This window comes from Halorubrum aethiopicum (assembly GCF_001542905.1).
Taxonomy (GTDB): Archaea; Halobacteriota; Halobacteria; order Halobacteriales; family Haloferacaceae; genus Halorubrum; species Halorubrum aethiopicum.
Genome location: NZ_LOAJ01000001.1, coordinates 302,328 through 316,476 on the forward strand (window position 1 = coordinate 302,328; position 14,149 = coordinate 316,476).

The window sequence follows — 14,149 nt, forward strand, 5'->3', positions numbered from 1 at the left end:
GCGCCGCCCGCTCCGAGAGGTCCCGATCAGTCGCCCCCGTCCTCGGCGGCCGCGGGCGCGTCGCTCCCGGCCGGAAGGCCCTCGACCGCCGCGACGACGGCCTCGGCGAGCGCCTCGAAGTCGGCCGCGTCGGGGACCACGTCGACGTCCATCCCGAGGTCCGCCGCCGTCTCGGCGGTCGGCGGGCCGATCGCGCCGACGACCGCGTCGTTCGCGCCGGCCAGCGCCGCCCCCCGGATCCCCCGCTCGTCGGCGGCCGCGAGGAAGTGTTCGACCGTGAGCGAGGAGGTGAACGCGAGCGCGTCGAGGTCGCCGGCGGCGGCGAGGTCGGCGGAGTCGCCGGCGTCCGCCGGCCGCGTCAGCCGGTAGAGGACCGTCTCGGTGACGGCCGCGCCGGCGTCGCGGAGCCCGTCGAGCAGTACGCTGCTTCCGTGGTCCGAGCGGGCGACCTCGACGCGCTCGCCGTCGACCCGACCGCGAAGCGCCGCCACGAGACCCGCGGAGGTGTACTCCTCGGGGACCAGATCGACCGTCCAGCCGGCCTCGCGGGCGGCCGCCGCGGTCGACGGGCCGATGGCGACGAGCGTCGCGTCGCCGGGTTCCCAGCCGGCCGCCGCGGCGAGTTCGACGCCCGTCTTGCTCGTGAACACGACGAAGGCGGCGGCGTCGCCCGGGACCGCGCCCGTCGGCTCGACCGCGAGCATCGGGTCCGGAACGGGGCGGGCCCCGAGCGAGGCGAGGAGGTCGACCGCCTCGTCGATCCGCTCGTCGTCAGGGCGGAAGACGGCGACGCGTGGGCCGGAATCGTCGCCGGGGCGGTCCGCGTCGTCGCTCACGCGCCGTCACCTCCGGGGTCGGTCGGGTCCGCGTTCCGCAGGAAGGCGATCACGCGCTCGCGGGTTGCGGCCACCTCGCCGATCACGGTGATCGCGGGCGGCTCGATCCCGGCCTCGTCGCGGGCGTCGACGATCGTCTCCAGCGTGCCGGTCGCGACGCGCATGTCGGGCCACGTCGCGCGCTCGACGAGCGCGACCGGCGTCTCCGGGTCCATCCCCGCCTCGCGGAGCTCCGCGACGTAGGCGGGCAGCTTCCCGACGCCCATCAGGACGACGATCGTTCCCCCGGTGGCCGCGAGCGCGTCCCAGTCGACCGCGGACTCCTCTTTCGTCGGGTCCTCGTGGCCGGTGACGAACGAGACCGAGGAGGCGTGATCGCGGTGCGTGACGGGGATCCCGGCGACCGCCGGGCCGGCGACCGCGGAGGTGATCCCCGGGACGACCTCGAAGGGGACGCCCGCCTCGGCGAGGTGTTCGGCCTCCTCGCCGCCGCGCCCGAAGACGAACGGGTCGCCGCCCTTGAGCCGGACGACGCGTTTCCCCTCGCGGGCCAACTCGACCATGCGGCGGTTCGTGTACTCCTGTGGGGTCCACTCGCCGCCGGCGCGCTTGCCCACGTCCTCGCGTTTCGACTCGGGGATCTCGCCGAGGATCTCGGGGCCGGGCAGCTTGTCGTGGAGCACGACGTCCGCCTCCTCGATCAGCCGGGCCGCCTTCACGGTCAGGAGGTCCGGGTCGCCCGGCCCGGAGCCGACGAGGAACACCGTTCCGACCTCGTCGTCGTGGCTGGCGTCGTCGGCGGGACCCCGGTCGCGATCACCCGCCGACCCCGCCGCGTCCTCACTCATCCGCGTCGACCTCCTCGCGTGCCTCGGCGATCAGCTCCGCCGCGCCGCGGTCGGCGAGGTCGGCGGCGAACGACGCGGCCGCCGCCGCGTGCGACCGGATCGGGAGGTCGCGGGTGCCCTCGACCTCCTCCGTGCCGTCGGTCGAGAGCACGCGAACGCGGGTGTGGACGTGCTCGCCCTGAACGAGCGCCGAGACGCCGATCGGGGCGATACAGCCGCCGTTGAGCTCGGCGAGGACCGTCCGCTCGACGGTGGCCGCGACCCGCGTTTGCGGGTGATCGACCGCCGACCGCACCGCCTCGGCGACCTCGTCGTCCGCCGCGGTGACGGCGATAGCCCCCTGTCCGGCCGCGGGGACGAACTCCCCGCGGGAGAGCCGGGTCGTCCCGACCTCGTCGAGCAGGTTCGACCGGCGGAGCCCCGCCTCGGCCAACACGAGCGCGTCGTACCCGTCGTCCACCTTCCGCTCCATCGCCGAGCGCTCGAGGTCCGACAGCGAGTCGAACCACTCCTCGACGCTCTCGTCGAACTCCTCGTCGGGGTCGTCGGAGTCGTCCGCGTCGTCAGCCTCGTCCGCCGCGTCGCCGTCGCCCTCGGCGGTCAACGCGGCCTCCTCGCCGGCGGCGACCAGCCGTCGTTCGTGTTCGGCCTGGAGGCCGGGCGCGAGCAGCTTCTCGAGTCGGGTGTCGACGTTGCCCCGGATCGGCTCGACGACGAGGTCCGGGCGCGCCGCCAGGATCTGGGCGGTCCGCCGGAGCGAGCCGGTTCCGACGACGGCCCCGGAGGGGAGGTCGGCGAGCGCCCTCCCGTCGGGGTGGACGAGCACGTCGCCGGCGGCCGCGCGCTCGGGGACGCCCGCGACGACGAGGTCGTCCATCCCCTCGGTGGGGACGTCCTTCATGGAGTGGACGGCGAGGTCGGCGTCGCCCGCGAGGACCTCCTCGTCGAGCGCGCGGACGAACGCCCCGGTGCGGCCGAGCCGGTGGATCAACTCGTCGGGTATCTGGTCGCCGCGGGTCTCGACGCGGCGGATCTCGACCTCGCGCTTCCGGGTCGCGAGCGCGTCGCGGACGGTCTCCGCCTGTCGGAGGGCCAGCTCCGACCCGCGGGTGGCGAGGGTGAGCGTCTCGGTCATGTCCGAATCCAGGCCCCCCGCGTTCAAAAGGGCACCAGTTCCCTCCCACCTTTTTCTCGTCGGGTACCCTCCCACCTTTTTTCGTCGGGTTCCCTCCCACCTTTTTCTCGTCGGGTTCCCTCGCTCACTCCGTTCGCTTCGGGAACCGCTCCTCGAAAAACCTGGAGGGAAAAAGCCGACGGCTCGGCGTTCGCCTCGCCGTCGGTGAACCGCTCACTTCGTTCGCGGATGCTCACTACAGCCGAAGCAACGAGCGATCGCGGTGGCGCGCCGGTGAGTGCCCGGAGGGCACGAACCGCCCGCGAGGGACGTGGCGAACGAAGTGAGCCACGAGGCTGGGGAGGCGTGAGGTGCGGGGCGGTTGCGGTCGGGTGGGACTCAAAGGGGCAGCCGGCTCCGGGAAGACGACCGACGCAAGGACCGCAGGAGCGAACGCAGTGAGCGACGAGGACCACAGCGAGGTCCTCGACCGGAGCCGGCTGGGGCTTTGGAGATGTTCTCCGTGATCGTAATCACCGCGCCAGCAACGATCATGTTTCTATCGGAGTAAGACCACCTGTAACACCTGCCCTATAAGCCGGCGACGACGTACGACCGAGCGGCTGGAACGTTGGAGACGTTTCCAGTACCGGAGACGTTTCCAGTACCGCGATTCCACGATCCGTACCGTCTATCGGCCGGATCGCTCGGATCCCACGCGTCTGCGTAGATCCGCGATACGGGCAACACGTACCGGACCGAAGGTGTGTTAGTGCTCGGGGCTCTACTGCCGGCAATGGGAGTTCAAGAACAGTACCCGTTCGACGTGGGGGCCATCCGCGACGACTTCCCGATCCTCGATCGGTCCGTCGGCGGCGATCCCACCTCGCCCGGGCAGGACGAGACGGACGACGTCGACCTCGTCTACCTCGACAACGCGGCGACGTCGCACACCCCGGACCCGGTCGTCGATCGGATCGCCGACTACTACCGGAGCTACAACTCCAACGTCCACCGCGGGATCCACCAGCTGAGCCAGGAGGCGTCGGTGGCCTACGAGGAGGCCCACGACGTCGTCGCCGACTTCATCGGCGCGAACGGCCGCGAGGAGGTGATCTTCACGAAGAACACGACGGAGGCGATGAACCTCGTCGCGTACGCGTGGGGGCTCGAGGAGCTCGGCCCCGGCGACAACGTCGTGCTCACGCAGATGGAACACCACGCCTCGCTCGTCACCTGGCAGCAGATCGGCAAGCGGACGGGCGCGGAGGTGCGGTTCGTCGAGGTGACTGACGAGGGGAGACTCGACATGGCCGACGCCGCGGCGAAGATCGACGACGACACGGCGATGGTGTCGGCGGTCCACGTCTCGAACACGCTCGGGACGATCAACCCGATCCGCGAGCTGGCCGACCTGGCGCACGACCACGACGGGCTGATCTTCGCGGACGCGGCCCAGTCGGTGCCGAACCGCCCCGTCGACGTCGACGATCTGGACGTCGACTTCCTCGCCTTCTCGGGTCACAAGATGTGCGGGCCGACCGGGATCGGCGCGCTGTACGGCCGGGAGGAGTTGCTGGAGTCGATGAGCCCGTACCTCTACGGCGGCGAGATGATCCGGAAGGTGACCTTCGAGGAGTCGACCTGGGAGGACCTCCCGTGGAAGTTCGAGGCCGGCACCCCCTCGATCGCCCAGGGGATCGGGTTCGCGGCCGCGATCGAGTACCTCGAGGAGGTCGGCATGGAGCGTATCGAGGAACACGAGCGCCTGCTCGCCGAGTACGCCTACGACCGCCTGACCGACCTCGGCGGGGTGGATATCTACGGCCCGCCGGGCGACGAGCGCGGCGGCCTCGTCGCCTTCAACGTCGAGGGCGTCCACGCCCACGACCTCTCGAGCGTCCTCAACGACTACGGCGTCGCGATCCGCGCGGGCGACCACTGTACCCAGCCGCTCCACGACGAACTGGGCGTCGCCGCCTCCGCGCGCGCCTCCTTCTACCTCTACAACACCGTCGAGGAGGTTGACGCCCTCGTCGACGCGGTCCGCGAGGCCCGCGACCTCTTCGCCTGACGGCCCGCGGCACCGAATCGTGACGCCCTCCGCACGCTGGAGCACGACGGCGGCTTCTGGCCCGTTCGTACCCGGTCGCCGGATCGGTGCTCCCTCATCGGACCGCTCTCCGGCGTGGTCGGCGACGGTAGCTCGACGGCGACGACGTTCAACGGTTAAACGGGCTTAATCCGGGTAAATCCGGGGAGAGCATCGCTACGGTATACCCGTACGGAGCGCGTCGGGGGAAGCGTAATGACACCGATCGGGACGACGGACGACCGCTCTCGGGAGGCTCCAGCCGACCGCTTTCGACACCGGACGTTCACCGTACTCGGCGAGGGCGTGAACACGAGGGCGACCGGTCGCCCGGGGCGCTCGCGTCGGCATCGCCATCGCATGACAGAGTATACGCAGCCACCGACATCCGACGGCCGGACGAACGCGCACACCGCGGCAGGTGACTCGACGGAAGGCGACGACTCCGTCGTTCTACTTCACGTCGAGCCGGACCCGGGCTCCGCGGAGTTGCTGGCGGCGTTCGTGGAGCGGTTCGTGGAGGGAGTCGCGGTCCGGTCGGTCGCCGGGATGGAGCCGGCGCTCGACGCGGTCGACGAGGTCGACTGCGTCGTGACCGAACAGCGGCTCCCCGACGGCTCGGGCGTCAAGCTGGTCGAGCGGCTTCGGAACCGAGGCGTCGAGGCGCCGGTCGTGTTCCACACCACCTGTCGCGAGGACGGAACGAAAGCGCGGGCGCTCGAGGCCGGTGCGGACGCCTACTTCTCGAAGCGGTCGGAACGCGGACAGTACGGCCGCGTTCTCGAACGGCTCCACGGTCTCGTCGACGACGCTCGGACCGCCCGCACGACGACGGTCTCGCCGGAGACGCCGGGATCGTCCGCGGGAGCGCCGTCCTCGGAGCGGTAGTCGCCCCTTCGTCGTCGTCATCCCCTCATCGTCGGCACTCGGTCACCGCGAGGGAACCGCTCGGCCGGTCTCGACTCGAACGACACCGCGGGCGACGGAACCCTTTTGGCCCGCACTGGCGTATCTGCCCCTGATATGGGAACGGGCTCGGACATGTACCGACAGCAGATCCTCGACCACTACAAGAACCCGCGCAACTACGGGGAACTCGAGGATCCGGACTTCACACACGTCGGGGAGAACCCCTCCTGTGGCGACACGATCAAGGTCGACGTCGCCCTCGACGACGACGGCGAGACGATCGAGACGGTGGCGTTCACCGGCGACGGCTGCGCCATCTCGATGGCCTCCGCGAGCATGCTCTCCGAGCGGCTCCGCGGGATGACCGTCGACGAACTCGACGCGCTCGACACCGACGACGTCACCGAGATGCTCGGCGTCGACATCTCCCCGATGCGGATCAAGTGCGCCGTGCTCGGCCGCCAGGTCGCCCAGGACGGCGCGAAGATCCACCGCGGCGAGCTCGATCCGGACGCCGACCGCACCCGCACAGAGGAGTGACCGCCGGTTCCGTCGACCCGACCGCGAGGACTGACCGCCCTTTCTGACGGCTCTCCGTTCGGTTCCCAGCGTTGATACTCGGTCACGAACACATATGTAGGGGAACGCTCGTCGCTGGAACCACGTGAATATCCATGGCAACCGTGTTCGGAGCGATCGGCGCTCAAACGTTCGTCGTGCTCGTGATCGCAGCCATCGGCGTCGTTCCGGTCGTGTTGTACCGGCGCGAGACGCCGACGGTGTTCCTCGTGCCCTACGCGTTCCTCGTCGTCGCCGCGTTCGCGACGAACGTCGAGAACCTCGTGGCTCCCGACCTGTTGAACCTCGCGGAACACTACGTCGGTAACCTCGGCGCCGGGGTCTCGTTCGCGGCCGCCGCGTACCTGTACCGGCGGCGGACCATCGTCGCCGACGGGGACGACGCGGCCGGGGCGGCCGAGACGGTGCTCGACGCGGAGGGCGCCGCCGCGCCGTTGAATCCCGACGCGGAGGAGGCCTGAGATGGTGCTCGGCGGACTGATCCCGATCGTCGACGCGGTCGCGACGCTCGGGTTCCTCGTCGCCGCGGGCATCGGGGTCGCGAACTACCGCGACACGGACCTCGAACGGACGTTCTGGGCCGTCTTCGCCGGCGTCTCGGCAACCGGCGCGCTCTGGATGGGGCTCGTCACCGTGGAGTGGATCGGCATCCAGGGCGCGCTGATGGACTCGCTGAGCACGTCGCTACAGTCCATCGTCATCGGCGTCTTCTCGATCGGTGCGGTGGGGACGATGGCCGTCGTCCAGGACCTCAAGCGCTCGCAGGCGGAGACGGAGCGTCAGCGCCGGGAGGTCGAGGCGGCCAGACGGGAGGCCGAACGCGCCCGCGCCGACGCCGAGGAGGAGCGGGAGACGGCGGAGGCGTTGAGCGAGCACCTCCAGACGAAGGCGCGAGCGTTCGGCGACGTGATGGGGCGCGCGGCGGACGGCGACCTGACGGAGCGCATGGAACCGGACGCCCGGTCCGAGGCGATGGCGGCGATCGCCGAGGCGTTCAACGAGATGATGGCGGAGTTCGAGGGGACGTTCGCCCGGCTTCGCGGGTTCGCGGACGAGGTGGCCGCGTCGAGCGAGCAGGTCACCGCGGGCGCCGGCGAGAGCCAGCGGGCGAGCGAGCAGGTGGCCGAGTCCATCCAGACGATCTCGGCCGACGCCGAGTCGCAGTCCGAGCGCCTCCGTGAGACCTCCGGGGAGATGCAGAGCCTCTCCGGGACCGTCGAGGAGGTCGCGTCGTCCGCCGAGGAGATCGCGGCGCGGTCGGCGGAGACGGCGGAACTCGGACGCACCGGCCGGCGGGCGGCCGGCAACGCGATGGAGGAGATGAACGCCATCGAGGACGAGTCCGGCGACACGATCGAGGACGTGGAGTCGCTGGCGGGAGAGATCGCGGAGATCGGCGAGATAACGGACCTGATCACCGACATCGCCGAACAGACGAACATGCTCGCGTTGAACGCCTCCATCGAGGCCGCGCGGGTCGGAAAGGCCGGCGAGGGCTTCGCGGTCGTCGCCGACGAGATCAAGGAACTGGCGGCCGAGACGGCCGAGGCGACCGACGACATCGAGACGCGGATCGACGCCATCCAGTCGACCTCCACCGACGCCCTCTCCGGGATCCGGTCCGTCGACAGCCGGATCACGACCGGGGCGGACACGATCGAGGAGGCGCTCTCGGCGCTCGACGACATCGCCGAGAACGTCGAGGAGGCCAACCGGGGGATCCAGGAGATAAGCGACGCGACGGACGACCAGGCGAGTTCCACCGAGGAGGTCGCGAGCATGGTCGAGGACGTCGCGGAGTCCGCCCGACAGGTGAGCGCGGAGTCCGACAACGTGTCCGCGGCCGCAGAAGAGCAGACCTCGTCGCTGACGGAAGTCTCACGGAGCGCGTCGACGCTCGCCGAGCGGGCGACCGAGCTTCGCGAGCGGCTCTCGGAGTTCTCGATCGACCACGCGGCGACCGCGAATCCGCAGGTGACCGGCGAACGCGATGGGACGTCCGCCGCCGCGGACGGCGGGTTCGACTTCTGAGATCGACTTCTGAGACCGTGACTCACGCACGGGCGTGAACCGCGGCCGCGGCGTTTTTCCACGCGAATCACGTTCACCCGCACATGAGCGACGAGTTCGACAAGGAAGCCGAACGCGAGAAGCTCCGCGAGAAGTTCGCGAAGGACGAGAAAAAGCGCGAGCACACCCAGCGGATGTCCGAACTGCTCTTACAGGGCGCGACGATGACGAACCGCCACTGCGACACGTGTGGCGACCCGATATTCCGACACGACGGCCGGGAGTTCTGCCCGACGTGTCACGCGACCGAGGACGGGTTCGAGGTCCCAGCGGCCGACGAGACCGGAGACCGCGGGACCGACGCGGGCGAGGGCGGCTCGACCGCGGACGCCGACCGGTCGGCGGCTCCGGAAACGACCCGGAACCGGGAGGGATCGGCGGCCGCCGCCAACGGCGACGCCGACGGTGACGCTCCCGCTGCGACCGACGCCCAAGCGAACGCCACGGCCGACGCCGCCCCGAACGTCTCGAACACCCCGAACGCCGCGGAACCGGCCGAGACCGGAGGCGGACGCGACGCTCCCGAGGCGGGCGGCGGACGGTCGCCGTCGAGGGCGTCGACGCCGCCGTCGACCGGGGAATCGCCGGACTCGGCGGGTACCGCCGCGCCCGTCGAAACTTCGCCCGGCGACGACGCGGCGGGCGGGATCGCCGCGGCTCGGGAGTCGCTGACGCGGACGCTGACCCGGTTCGCCCGCGCGGCGGAGGAGACGGACGACCCGCGCCGCGCCCGCGATCACCTGCACGCGGCGCGGGAGGCGGCGGAGGCGCTCGCGGCGCTCGACTGAGACGACTCGGTTCCGTTACTCGTTGCCGGCGCGGTGAGCGCCGGCAAAGGCCCAGTCGCTCGGTCGTACGTCGTTGCCGGCGCGGTGAACGTGACTGGGAAAAACACCTCCAAAGCCCCAGCCGTGAGGACTCGCGCGGCTCGTTGCGCTCCTCGCTCAGTCGCTATCGCTCCTTCGCTGCGGTGCTTACTTCGCCGTGCTTCGTCCTCACGGCTGCCCCTTTGAGTCCCACCCCACCCCGCACAGCCCGCACCTCACGCCTCCCCAGCCTCGCTGCTCACTTCGTTCGCAGCGTCCCTCGCGGGCTCCTCGCGGCCGGTGGCCGCTCGGAGGCGCGCCGGAGCCTTAGTGGAAATCGACCCTATCGACCGCTCTCGACCGCCGTGCGCATCTCCTCGGCCAGCCGCTCGGCGCGGTCGGGGTCGGCGGACTCGGCGTAGATCCGGATCTTCGGCTCCGTTCCCGAGGGGCGGACGAGCACCCACGCGTCGCCGTAGTCGAGCCGGTAGCCGTCGGTCGTGTTCGGCGTCGCCTCCGAGGTCTCGACGAACGCCCGCGCGGCCGACAGCATGTCCTCTCGCTCGTCGCCGTCGTCGTACTCGACGTTGACGCGCACGAAGTGGTAGTCGGTGTAGGGCGCGATCGCCTCGCTGACGGGGGCCTCGGCGTCCGCGAGCAGCTCGAGGAAGCGCGCGCCGATGTACGCCCCGTCCCGCGAGAGCCGGTACGGCGGGAAGAACACCCCGCCGTTGCCCTCGCCGGCGATGGGGACGGTGACGCCCTCGTCGTCGAGTTCGCGGGTCCGGGTGATGATGTTCGTCGCGCCGATGGGCGTCAACTCGAGGTCGGCGTCGTTGGCGTCACAGACGTCGACGAGCCGCTGGGAGACGTTGACGGCGCTGACGACGGCGTCGCCCGGGGAGAGCGCGTCGTCGGCGAGCGCCGCGAAGGAGGTGTCACCGTCGACCACCCGCCCGGTCTCGTCGACGAAGACCGCGCGGTCGGCGTCGCCGTCGTGGGCGATGCCTACGTCGGCGTCGGAGGTGGCGACGAGCCGCGAGAGCGCCCGGAGGTTCTCGGGCACCGGCTCGGAGTCCCGGCCGGGGAAGTGGCCGTCGGGCGTGGCGTTCACCGTCAGCACCTCACAGCCGAGCTCGCGGTAGATCCGCGGCGAACTCACCGACGCCGCGCCGTGACCGGGGTCGACCGCCACGGTGAGGTCGGCGTCGGCGATCGCCTCCCGGTCGATCGCGGCGACGAGCTGGTCCGCGTAGTCGTCCACGACGCCCTCGACCGTCGTCTCGCTGCCGGCGGTCCGCCAGTCGGCGTGGTCGTAGTCGTCGTCGAGGACGCGCCGCTCGACGCGCTCCAACACGTCGACGGAGAGCTCGACGCCGTCGTCGCCGACGAGCTTGATCCCGTTGAACTCGGCCGGGTTGTGCGAGGCGGTGACGAGCACGCAGGGGACGCCGACGGACTCACAGTAGTTCCCGACCGCGGGCGTGGGGACGACGCCGAGCCGGTCGACGTCGCAGCCGACGGCGGCGAGCCCGCTGGCGGCGGCGTTGGCGAACAGCTCGCCGGTGGTGCGGGTGTCGCGGGCGACGGCGATCCGGTCGGACTCCCACGTCGATCCGGCCGCCTTCGCGATGTCGAGGACGAGCTCCGGCGTGAGATACCGGAGTGCGACCCCGCGAATGCCGCTGGATCCGAACAGCTCCATACGGGGCCATGGGCCGGCCGACGGGAAAGCGGTTCCGAACGTGGTCGCGCGCGGCCTCGAACGCGGGCCCCGTCGACGCCCGCTGACCGACCGCACTCGCGGGGTTGAAACCCGTCGCGTCCGTACCCCGGACATGAAGCGTTCACGGCGGGACCTGCTGTTGCGAGCCGGCGCGGCCGGAGTCGCCCTCGGCCCGATCGCGACGGCCGGCTGTCTCGACGTCGCCGCCGGCGACGGGCCGCAGGGTCCCGAGGGGACGCCGGAGACCCTGTCGTGTCCCGACGAGGGGTTCGTCCGGCTCGAGGCCCCGTTCGACGGGAGCGTCGAACCGCGGACCGTCGAGACGACGGGAGGGGAGGAAACGACCGTCGAGCTGTCCGCGGAGGGGACCGCCGAGACGTACGGACAGTCGCTCCGACTCGTGTTGCGGAACACCGGCGAGGCGGCGGCGGCGACCCGCGGCGAGCACGCGTACTCGATACAGCGCCGGACCGGCGAGGGGTGGCTCGACGTGCGCGGGTCGACGACCGGCGAGGCCGCGGACCTCCCCCGCGAGGACGACGCGCTCGAGCCGGGGGACACCTACAGCTGGTCGATCGAACTGGAGGAGTCGGCGATCGCCGACGCCGTTCCGGGACGCGAACTCGACGTCTGTCCCCCGCTCGGCTCGGGACCCCACCGGTTCGTCTACTGGGGGGTCGTCGACGCCCCGCCGGTCGGGATCGAGTTCGAACTGGTCGGGTGAGGGTTCGAACCGGTCGGGTGAGGCGACGCCGCGGAGCGCTCGAAACGCCCGCCGGAGTTCAAAACGACTCCCAGCCGGAGGGGTGTCCCATCCGGTCGCGGACCCGGAACTGCCGCTCGTCGCCCTCGACGCGGGTCTCGACGACCGTGTCGAAGGGCTCGTACAGCGTGTGGATCACCTGCTCGTCGTGGGCCGTCGAGCCGACGACGCTCGCGAACGGCCACCCCTGCCCCGAGCACTGGGAGGCCATCACGCGGGTGAACTGGTAGATCCGGTCGGGGTCCCAGTACATCAACAGCTCGGAGAGCGAGTAGACGCCGACCGCCCGCTCGCGTCCGGCCGACGACTCGACCACGTCGGTGAACTTGATCCCGATCTCCGTGAGGTCGCCGGGACCGCTCACGTACTTCGTCGTCGGCGTGTCGGCGGGCTTTTCGCCCTGCTGGTGGGTGACGCAGTCGATGACGACGAGGTCGTCGCCGCCGCTCCCGACGATCCGGTCGTGGTCCGCCCGCACCTTCTCCGCGGTCCGACCGGTCGAGACGACGACGGGCGCGTCCGACCACGCGGCGAGCAGGCGATTGAAGAGGTCGTACTTCCCGCTCATCGGTGGTCCGCTGACGAGGACGCTGTCGGCGGAGACGACAGCGTCGGGTAGCGGACTCATGTCTCACACATCGGGGCGACCCCGATAAAACCCTTCCGAGGGATCACTTTCGGAGGAACCTCGGCAGGTCAAGCGCGGACGGTGGGCCGGTTCGCGGCGAGCGGGTGAGCGTCAGTTCGCTGAGAGCTCCGGGAAGCGCCGCCGGCAGCGGCGGCGTCCGCGGCGTGCCGACCCCGTCGACCAGCTCCGCCCAAACGGCCTCGGGCTCCTCGGCCGGAGCCTCGAGCGCCTTGGTCCGCCCCTCGTCGTAGGCGAGTTCGACCATGCTCCGTTCGTACGCGCCGGGGAACGCCTCGAGGATCCGGTCGAGTTCGGTCGGCCGTGCGCTCCCGCAGCCGGCCGCCACGCCGAGCGCGAACGCGCGGTCGATGGCGGCCTGGCGGGTCAGCTCCGCCGGCTCCCAGTCCGTCCCGAAGGTCCGGTCGTACATCACCGGGTCACCGTCGCGGCCGAGCCGACGCGGATCCCCCCGTCGGTGAACTCGACGTCTTGAATGTCCGTGTTCACGTCGGTTCCCCGCATCTTCAACACCTGTATCCCGCGGCGCATTCCCTCGTCCTCCAGGTAGTTGTGAAGGAAGACGACGCCGTGGGCGAGGTAGTGCTCCTCGGAGTAGGCGCTGGGATCGGTCATCTCGGAGATGAGCATCGTCGTCGCGTCCGTCCGCTTCAGCGAGGAGAGCAGCTGGATCATGGTGTCCTCGTCGTCGTCGAGCAGGAAGCGCAACAGCATCGTCGAGTCGAAGACGACCCGGTCGATGTCGCGGGAGTTGACGAACCCCGTGAGCCGGTTCGTGACCCCCGATCGGTCCCGGCGGTCGCCCGGGAGCCCGAAGAACCGCCGCCCGTCGGCCGAGAAGGAGTCGAGGAAGGTCACCCGGTCGGTGTCGAGGGCGCGGTCGAACCCGAAGTCGTACCCGCCCATGTCGCGGCGGATCCCCTCCTTCGTCTCGTGCATGCTGACGTACAACACGTCGTCCCCGTTTCGGGCGCCCTGGGCCGCGAACTGCGAGCAGAACGTCGTCTTGCCGCTGCCGGGAGGGCCGCTCACCACGTACAGCCGGTCGGACGGGAACCCCCCGTCGACGAGCTCGTCGAACCCGGGAACCCCGCTGGAGACTCGCATACGTGGAGCATCGCGGGCGGCCCGATAAGCGTTGGCACCCGTTTTTCAGCGGTGAGAACCCGAGTCCGTCGGCGGCGACCGGTCGATCACGCCTCCGCGGACTCCTCGGCCGACGGGCCGTCCTCCGCGACGTCGACCTCGGCGTCGACGTCGACGTCGGGAGCGACCCAGACGACGAAGCGGTCGTCGGATTTGACGATCCCGTGGACCCCCTCGTCGTCGGCGGTGGTCCCCTCGTCGACGTCGTCGGGCGCTACGTCCCTGACCTGGAACACCTCGTCGACGATCCACCCGACGGTCCCGCCCTCGGAGACGCGGTCGTCGTCGTCGAAGACGACGATCCGCTCGCGGGGGCCCGTCTCCTCGATCGAGAAGAGCGTCTTCGGGTCGACGATCGTCGTGGTCCGACCGCGGAGGTCCATCACGCCCTCGACGTGGTCGGGGGAGTTGGGGATCCGCGTGAGCTCGCCGGCGTCGACGATCTCGTCGATGACCCCGATGTCCAGACAGTACGTGCCGTCGCCGAGGCCGAACTCCAGTACCTTCGTGTGTTCGGCGTCCGCCTCCGTGGCTGGCATACCTCCACTCGCGCCGAGACGGCGGATAACGGTATCCCCTGAATTATCACCGGTGATTCCTGGGTCCGTGGGTTT

At 70.7% G+C, this 14,149-nt stretch carries 15 protein-coding genes; 7 read left to right on the plus strand and 8 right to left on the minus strand.

What is annotated here, in order from left to right; translation table 11 throughout:
• Window positions 1–26: 26 nt before the first annotated feature.
• From AXA68_RS01515 to hemC, 3 genes are read right to left on the minus strand one after another with little or no spacing between them, the layout of a single operon-like run.
• Window positions 27–836: a uroporphyrinogen-III synthase gene (locus AXA68_RS01515; protein WP_066411884.1), complete on the minus strand. Its 810-nt coding sequence runs from the start codon at window positions 834–836 to the stop codon at window positions 27–29.
• Complete coding sequence (cobA, locus tag AXA68_RS01520) at window positions 833–1,684, minus strand: uroporphyrinogen-III C-methyltransferase (RefSeq protein ID WP_066411886.1); 852 nt, start codon at window positions 1,682–1,684, stop codon at window positions 833–835. The genes AXA68_RS01515 and cobA overlap by 4 nt, the downstream gene beginning before the upstream one ends.
• Window positions 1,677–2,819, minus strand: a complete 1,143-nt coding sequence (hemC, locus tag AXA68_RS01525; RefSeq protein WP_066411888.1) for a hydroxymethylbilane synthase — start codon at window positions 2,817–2,819, stop codon at window positions 1,677–1,679. Before hemC ends, cobA begins: the two co-directional genes overlap by 8 nt.
• 775 nt (window positions 2,820–3,594) lie before the next feature.
• On the opposite strand from hemC, the gene AXA68_RS01530 reads away from it, so the two are divergent.
• The 6 genes from AXA68_RS01530 (at window position 3,595) to AXA68_RS01555 (ending at window position 9,236) form a co-directional block, all read left to right on the plus strand.
• Complete coding sequence (locus AXA68_RS01530; protein ID WP_066411890.1) at window positions 3,595–4,872, plus strand: aminotransferase class V-fold PLP-dependent enzyme; 1,278 nt, start codon at window positions 3,595–3,597, stop codon at window positions 4,870–4,872.
• A 378-nt stretch (window positions 4,873–5,250) separates the two neighbouring features.
• Window positions 5,251–5,778: a response regulator gene (locus AXA68_RS01535; protein WP_080505275.1), complete on the plus strand. Its 528-nt coding sequence runs from the start codon at window positions 5,251–5,253 to the stop codon at window positions 5,776–5,778.
• Window positions 5,779–5,913: 135 nt separating this feature from the next.
• Complete coding sequence (sufU, locus tag AXA68_RS01540) at window positions 5,914–6,339, plus strand: Fe-S cluster assembly sulfur transfer protein SufU (protein ID WP_066411893.1); 426 nt, start codon at window positions 5,914–5,916, stop codon at window positions 6,337–6,339.
• A gap of 134 nt (window positions 6,340–6,473) precedes the next feature.
• The gene (locus tag AXA68_RS01545; RefSeq protein WP_198530008.1) at window positions 6,474–6,839 is read left to right on the plus strand and encodes a hypothetical protein; all 366 of its coding nucleotides are present in this window, start codon (window positions 6,474–6,476) and stop codon (window positions 6,837–6,839) included.
• Between the two features lies 1 nt (window position 6,840).
• The gene (locus AXA68_RS01550) at window positions 6,841–8,409 is read left to right on the plus strand and encodes a methyl-accepting chemotaxis protein (protein WP_066411896.1); all 1,569 of its coding nucleotides are present in this window, start codon (window positions 6,841–6,843) and stop codon (window positions 8,407–8,409) included.
• Between the two features lie 83 nt (window positions 8,410–8,492).
• Complete coding sequence (locus AXA68_RS01555; RefSeq protein ID WP_066411897.1) at window positions 8,493–9,236, plus strand: Sjogren's syndrome/scleroderma autoantigen 1 family protein; 744 nt, start codon at window positions 8,493–8,495, stop codon at window positions 9,234–9,236.
• A 361-nt stretch (window positions 9,237–9,597) separates the two neighbouring features.
• On the opposite strand, the gene glmM is transcribed toward AXA68_RS01555, so the two are convergent.
• Window positions 9,598–10,959 (minus strand): phosphoglucosamine mutase, encoded by a 1,362-nt coding sequence (gene glmM, locus AXA68_RS01560; RefSeq protein ID WP_066411900.1) that lies wholly within the window; start codon window positions 10,957–10,959, stop codon window positions 9,598–9,600.
• Window positions 10,960–11,092: 133 nt separating this feature from the next.
• On the opposite strand from glmM, the gene AXA68_RS01565 reads away from it, so the two are divergent.
• On the plus strand, window positions 11,093–11,704 hold the full coding sequence (locus AXA68_RS01565; RefSeq protein WP_066411902.1) for a hypothetical protein: 612 nt from the start codon (window positions 11,093–11,095) through the stop codon (window positions 11,702–11,704).
• Window positions 11,705–11,762: 58 nt separating this feature from the next.
• On the opposite strand, the gene AXA68_RS01570 is transcribed toward AXA68_RS01565, so the two are convergent.
• From AXA68_RS01570 to AXA68_RS01585, 4 genes are all read right to left on the minus strand, one after another.
• Window positions 11,763–12,371 (minus strand): DUF7504 family protein, encoded by a 609-nt coding sequence (locus AXA68_RS01570; protein WP_066411904.1) that lies wholly within the window; start codon window positions 12,369–12,371, stop codon window positions 11,763–11,765.
• 43 nt (window positions 12,372–12,414) lie between these two features.
• A complete protein-coding gene (locus tag AXA68_RS01575) occupies window positions 12,415–12,801 on the minus strand; it encodes a hypothetical protein (protein ID WP_066411907.1) in 387 nt (128 codons plus the stop codon).
• Window positions 12,801–13,496: an RAD55 family ATPase gene (locus AXA68_RS01580; RefSeq protein WP_066411910.1), complete on the minus strand. Its 696-nt coding sequence runs from the start codon at window positions 13,494–13,496 to the stop codon at window positions 12,801–12,803. The genes AXA68_RS01575 and AXA68_RS01580 overlap by 1 nt, the downstream gene beginning before the upstream one ends.
• A gap of 86 nt (window positions 13,497–13,582) precedes the next feature.
• Entirely contained in the window at window positions 13,583–14,074 is a 492-nt protein-coding gene (locus AXA68_RS01585) for a chemotaxis protein CheW (protein WP_066411912.1), read from the minus strand.
• Window positions 14,075–14,149: the final 75 nt, after the last annotated feature.

Excerpts from the sequence above, each read along its gene's own strand:
- cobA (WP_066411886.1), bottom strand. The coding sequence starts at position 1,684 with ATGAGTGAGGACGCGGCGGGGTCGGCGGGTGATCGCGACCGGGGTCCC.
- hemC (WP_066411888.1), bottom strand. The coding sequence starts at position 2,819 with ATGACCGAGACGCTCACCCTCGCCACCCGCGGGTCGGAGCTGGCCCTC.
- AXA68_RS01530 (WP_066411890.1), top strand. The coding sequence starts at position 3,595 with ATGGGAGTTCAAGAACAGTACCCGTTCGACGTGGGGGCCATCCGCGAC.
- AXA68_RS01535 (WP_080505275.1), top strand. The coding sequence starts at position 5,251 with ATGACAGAGTATACGCAGCCACCGACATCCGACGGCCGGACGAACGCG.
- sufU (WP_066411893.1), top strand. The coding sequence starts at position 5,914 with ATGGGAACGGGCTCGGACATGTACCGACAGCAGATCCTCGACCACTAC.
- AXA68_RS01545 (WP_198530008.1), top strand. The coding sequence starts at position 6,474 with ATGGCAACCGTGTTCGGAGCGATCGGCGCTCAAACGTTCGTCGTGCTC.
- AXA68_RS01550 (WP_066411896.1), top strand. The coding sequence starts at position 6,841 with ATGGTGCTCGGCGGACTGATCCCGATCGTCGACGCGGTCGCGACGCTC.
- AXA68_RS01555 (WP_066411897.1), top strand. The coding sequence starts at position 8,493 with ATGAGCGACGAGTTCGACAAGGAAGCCGAACGCGAGAAGCTCCGCGAG.
- glmM (WP_066411900.1), bottom strand. The coding sequence starts at position 10,959 with ATGGAGCTGTTCGGATCCAGCGGCATTCGCGGGGTCGCACTCCGGTAT.
- AXA68_RS01565 (WP_066411902.1), top strand. The coding sequence starts at position 11,093 with ATGAAGCGTTCACGGCGGGACCTGCTGTTGCGAGCCGGCGCGGCCGGA.
- AXA68_RS01570 (WP_066411904.1), bottom strand. The coding sequence starts at position 12,371 with ATGAGTCCGCTACCCGACGCTGTCGTCTCCGCCGACAGCGTCCTCGTC.
- AXA68_RS01575 (WP_066411907.1), bottom strand. The coding sequence starts at position 12,801 with ATGTACGACCGGACCTTCGGGACGGACTGGGAGCCGGCGGAGCTGACC.
- AXA68_RS01580 (WP_066411910.1), bottom strand. The coding sequence starts at position 13,496 with ATGCGAGTCTCCAGCGGGGTTCCCGGGTTCGACGAGCTCGTCGACGGG.
- AXA68_RS01585 (WP_066411912.1), bottom strand. The coding sequence starts at position 14,074 with ATGCCAGCCACGGAGGCGGACGCCGAACACACGAAGGTACTGGAGTTC.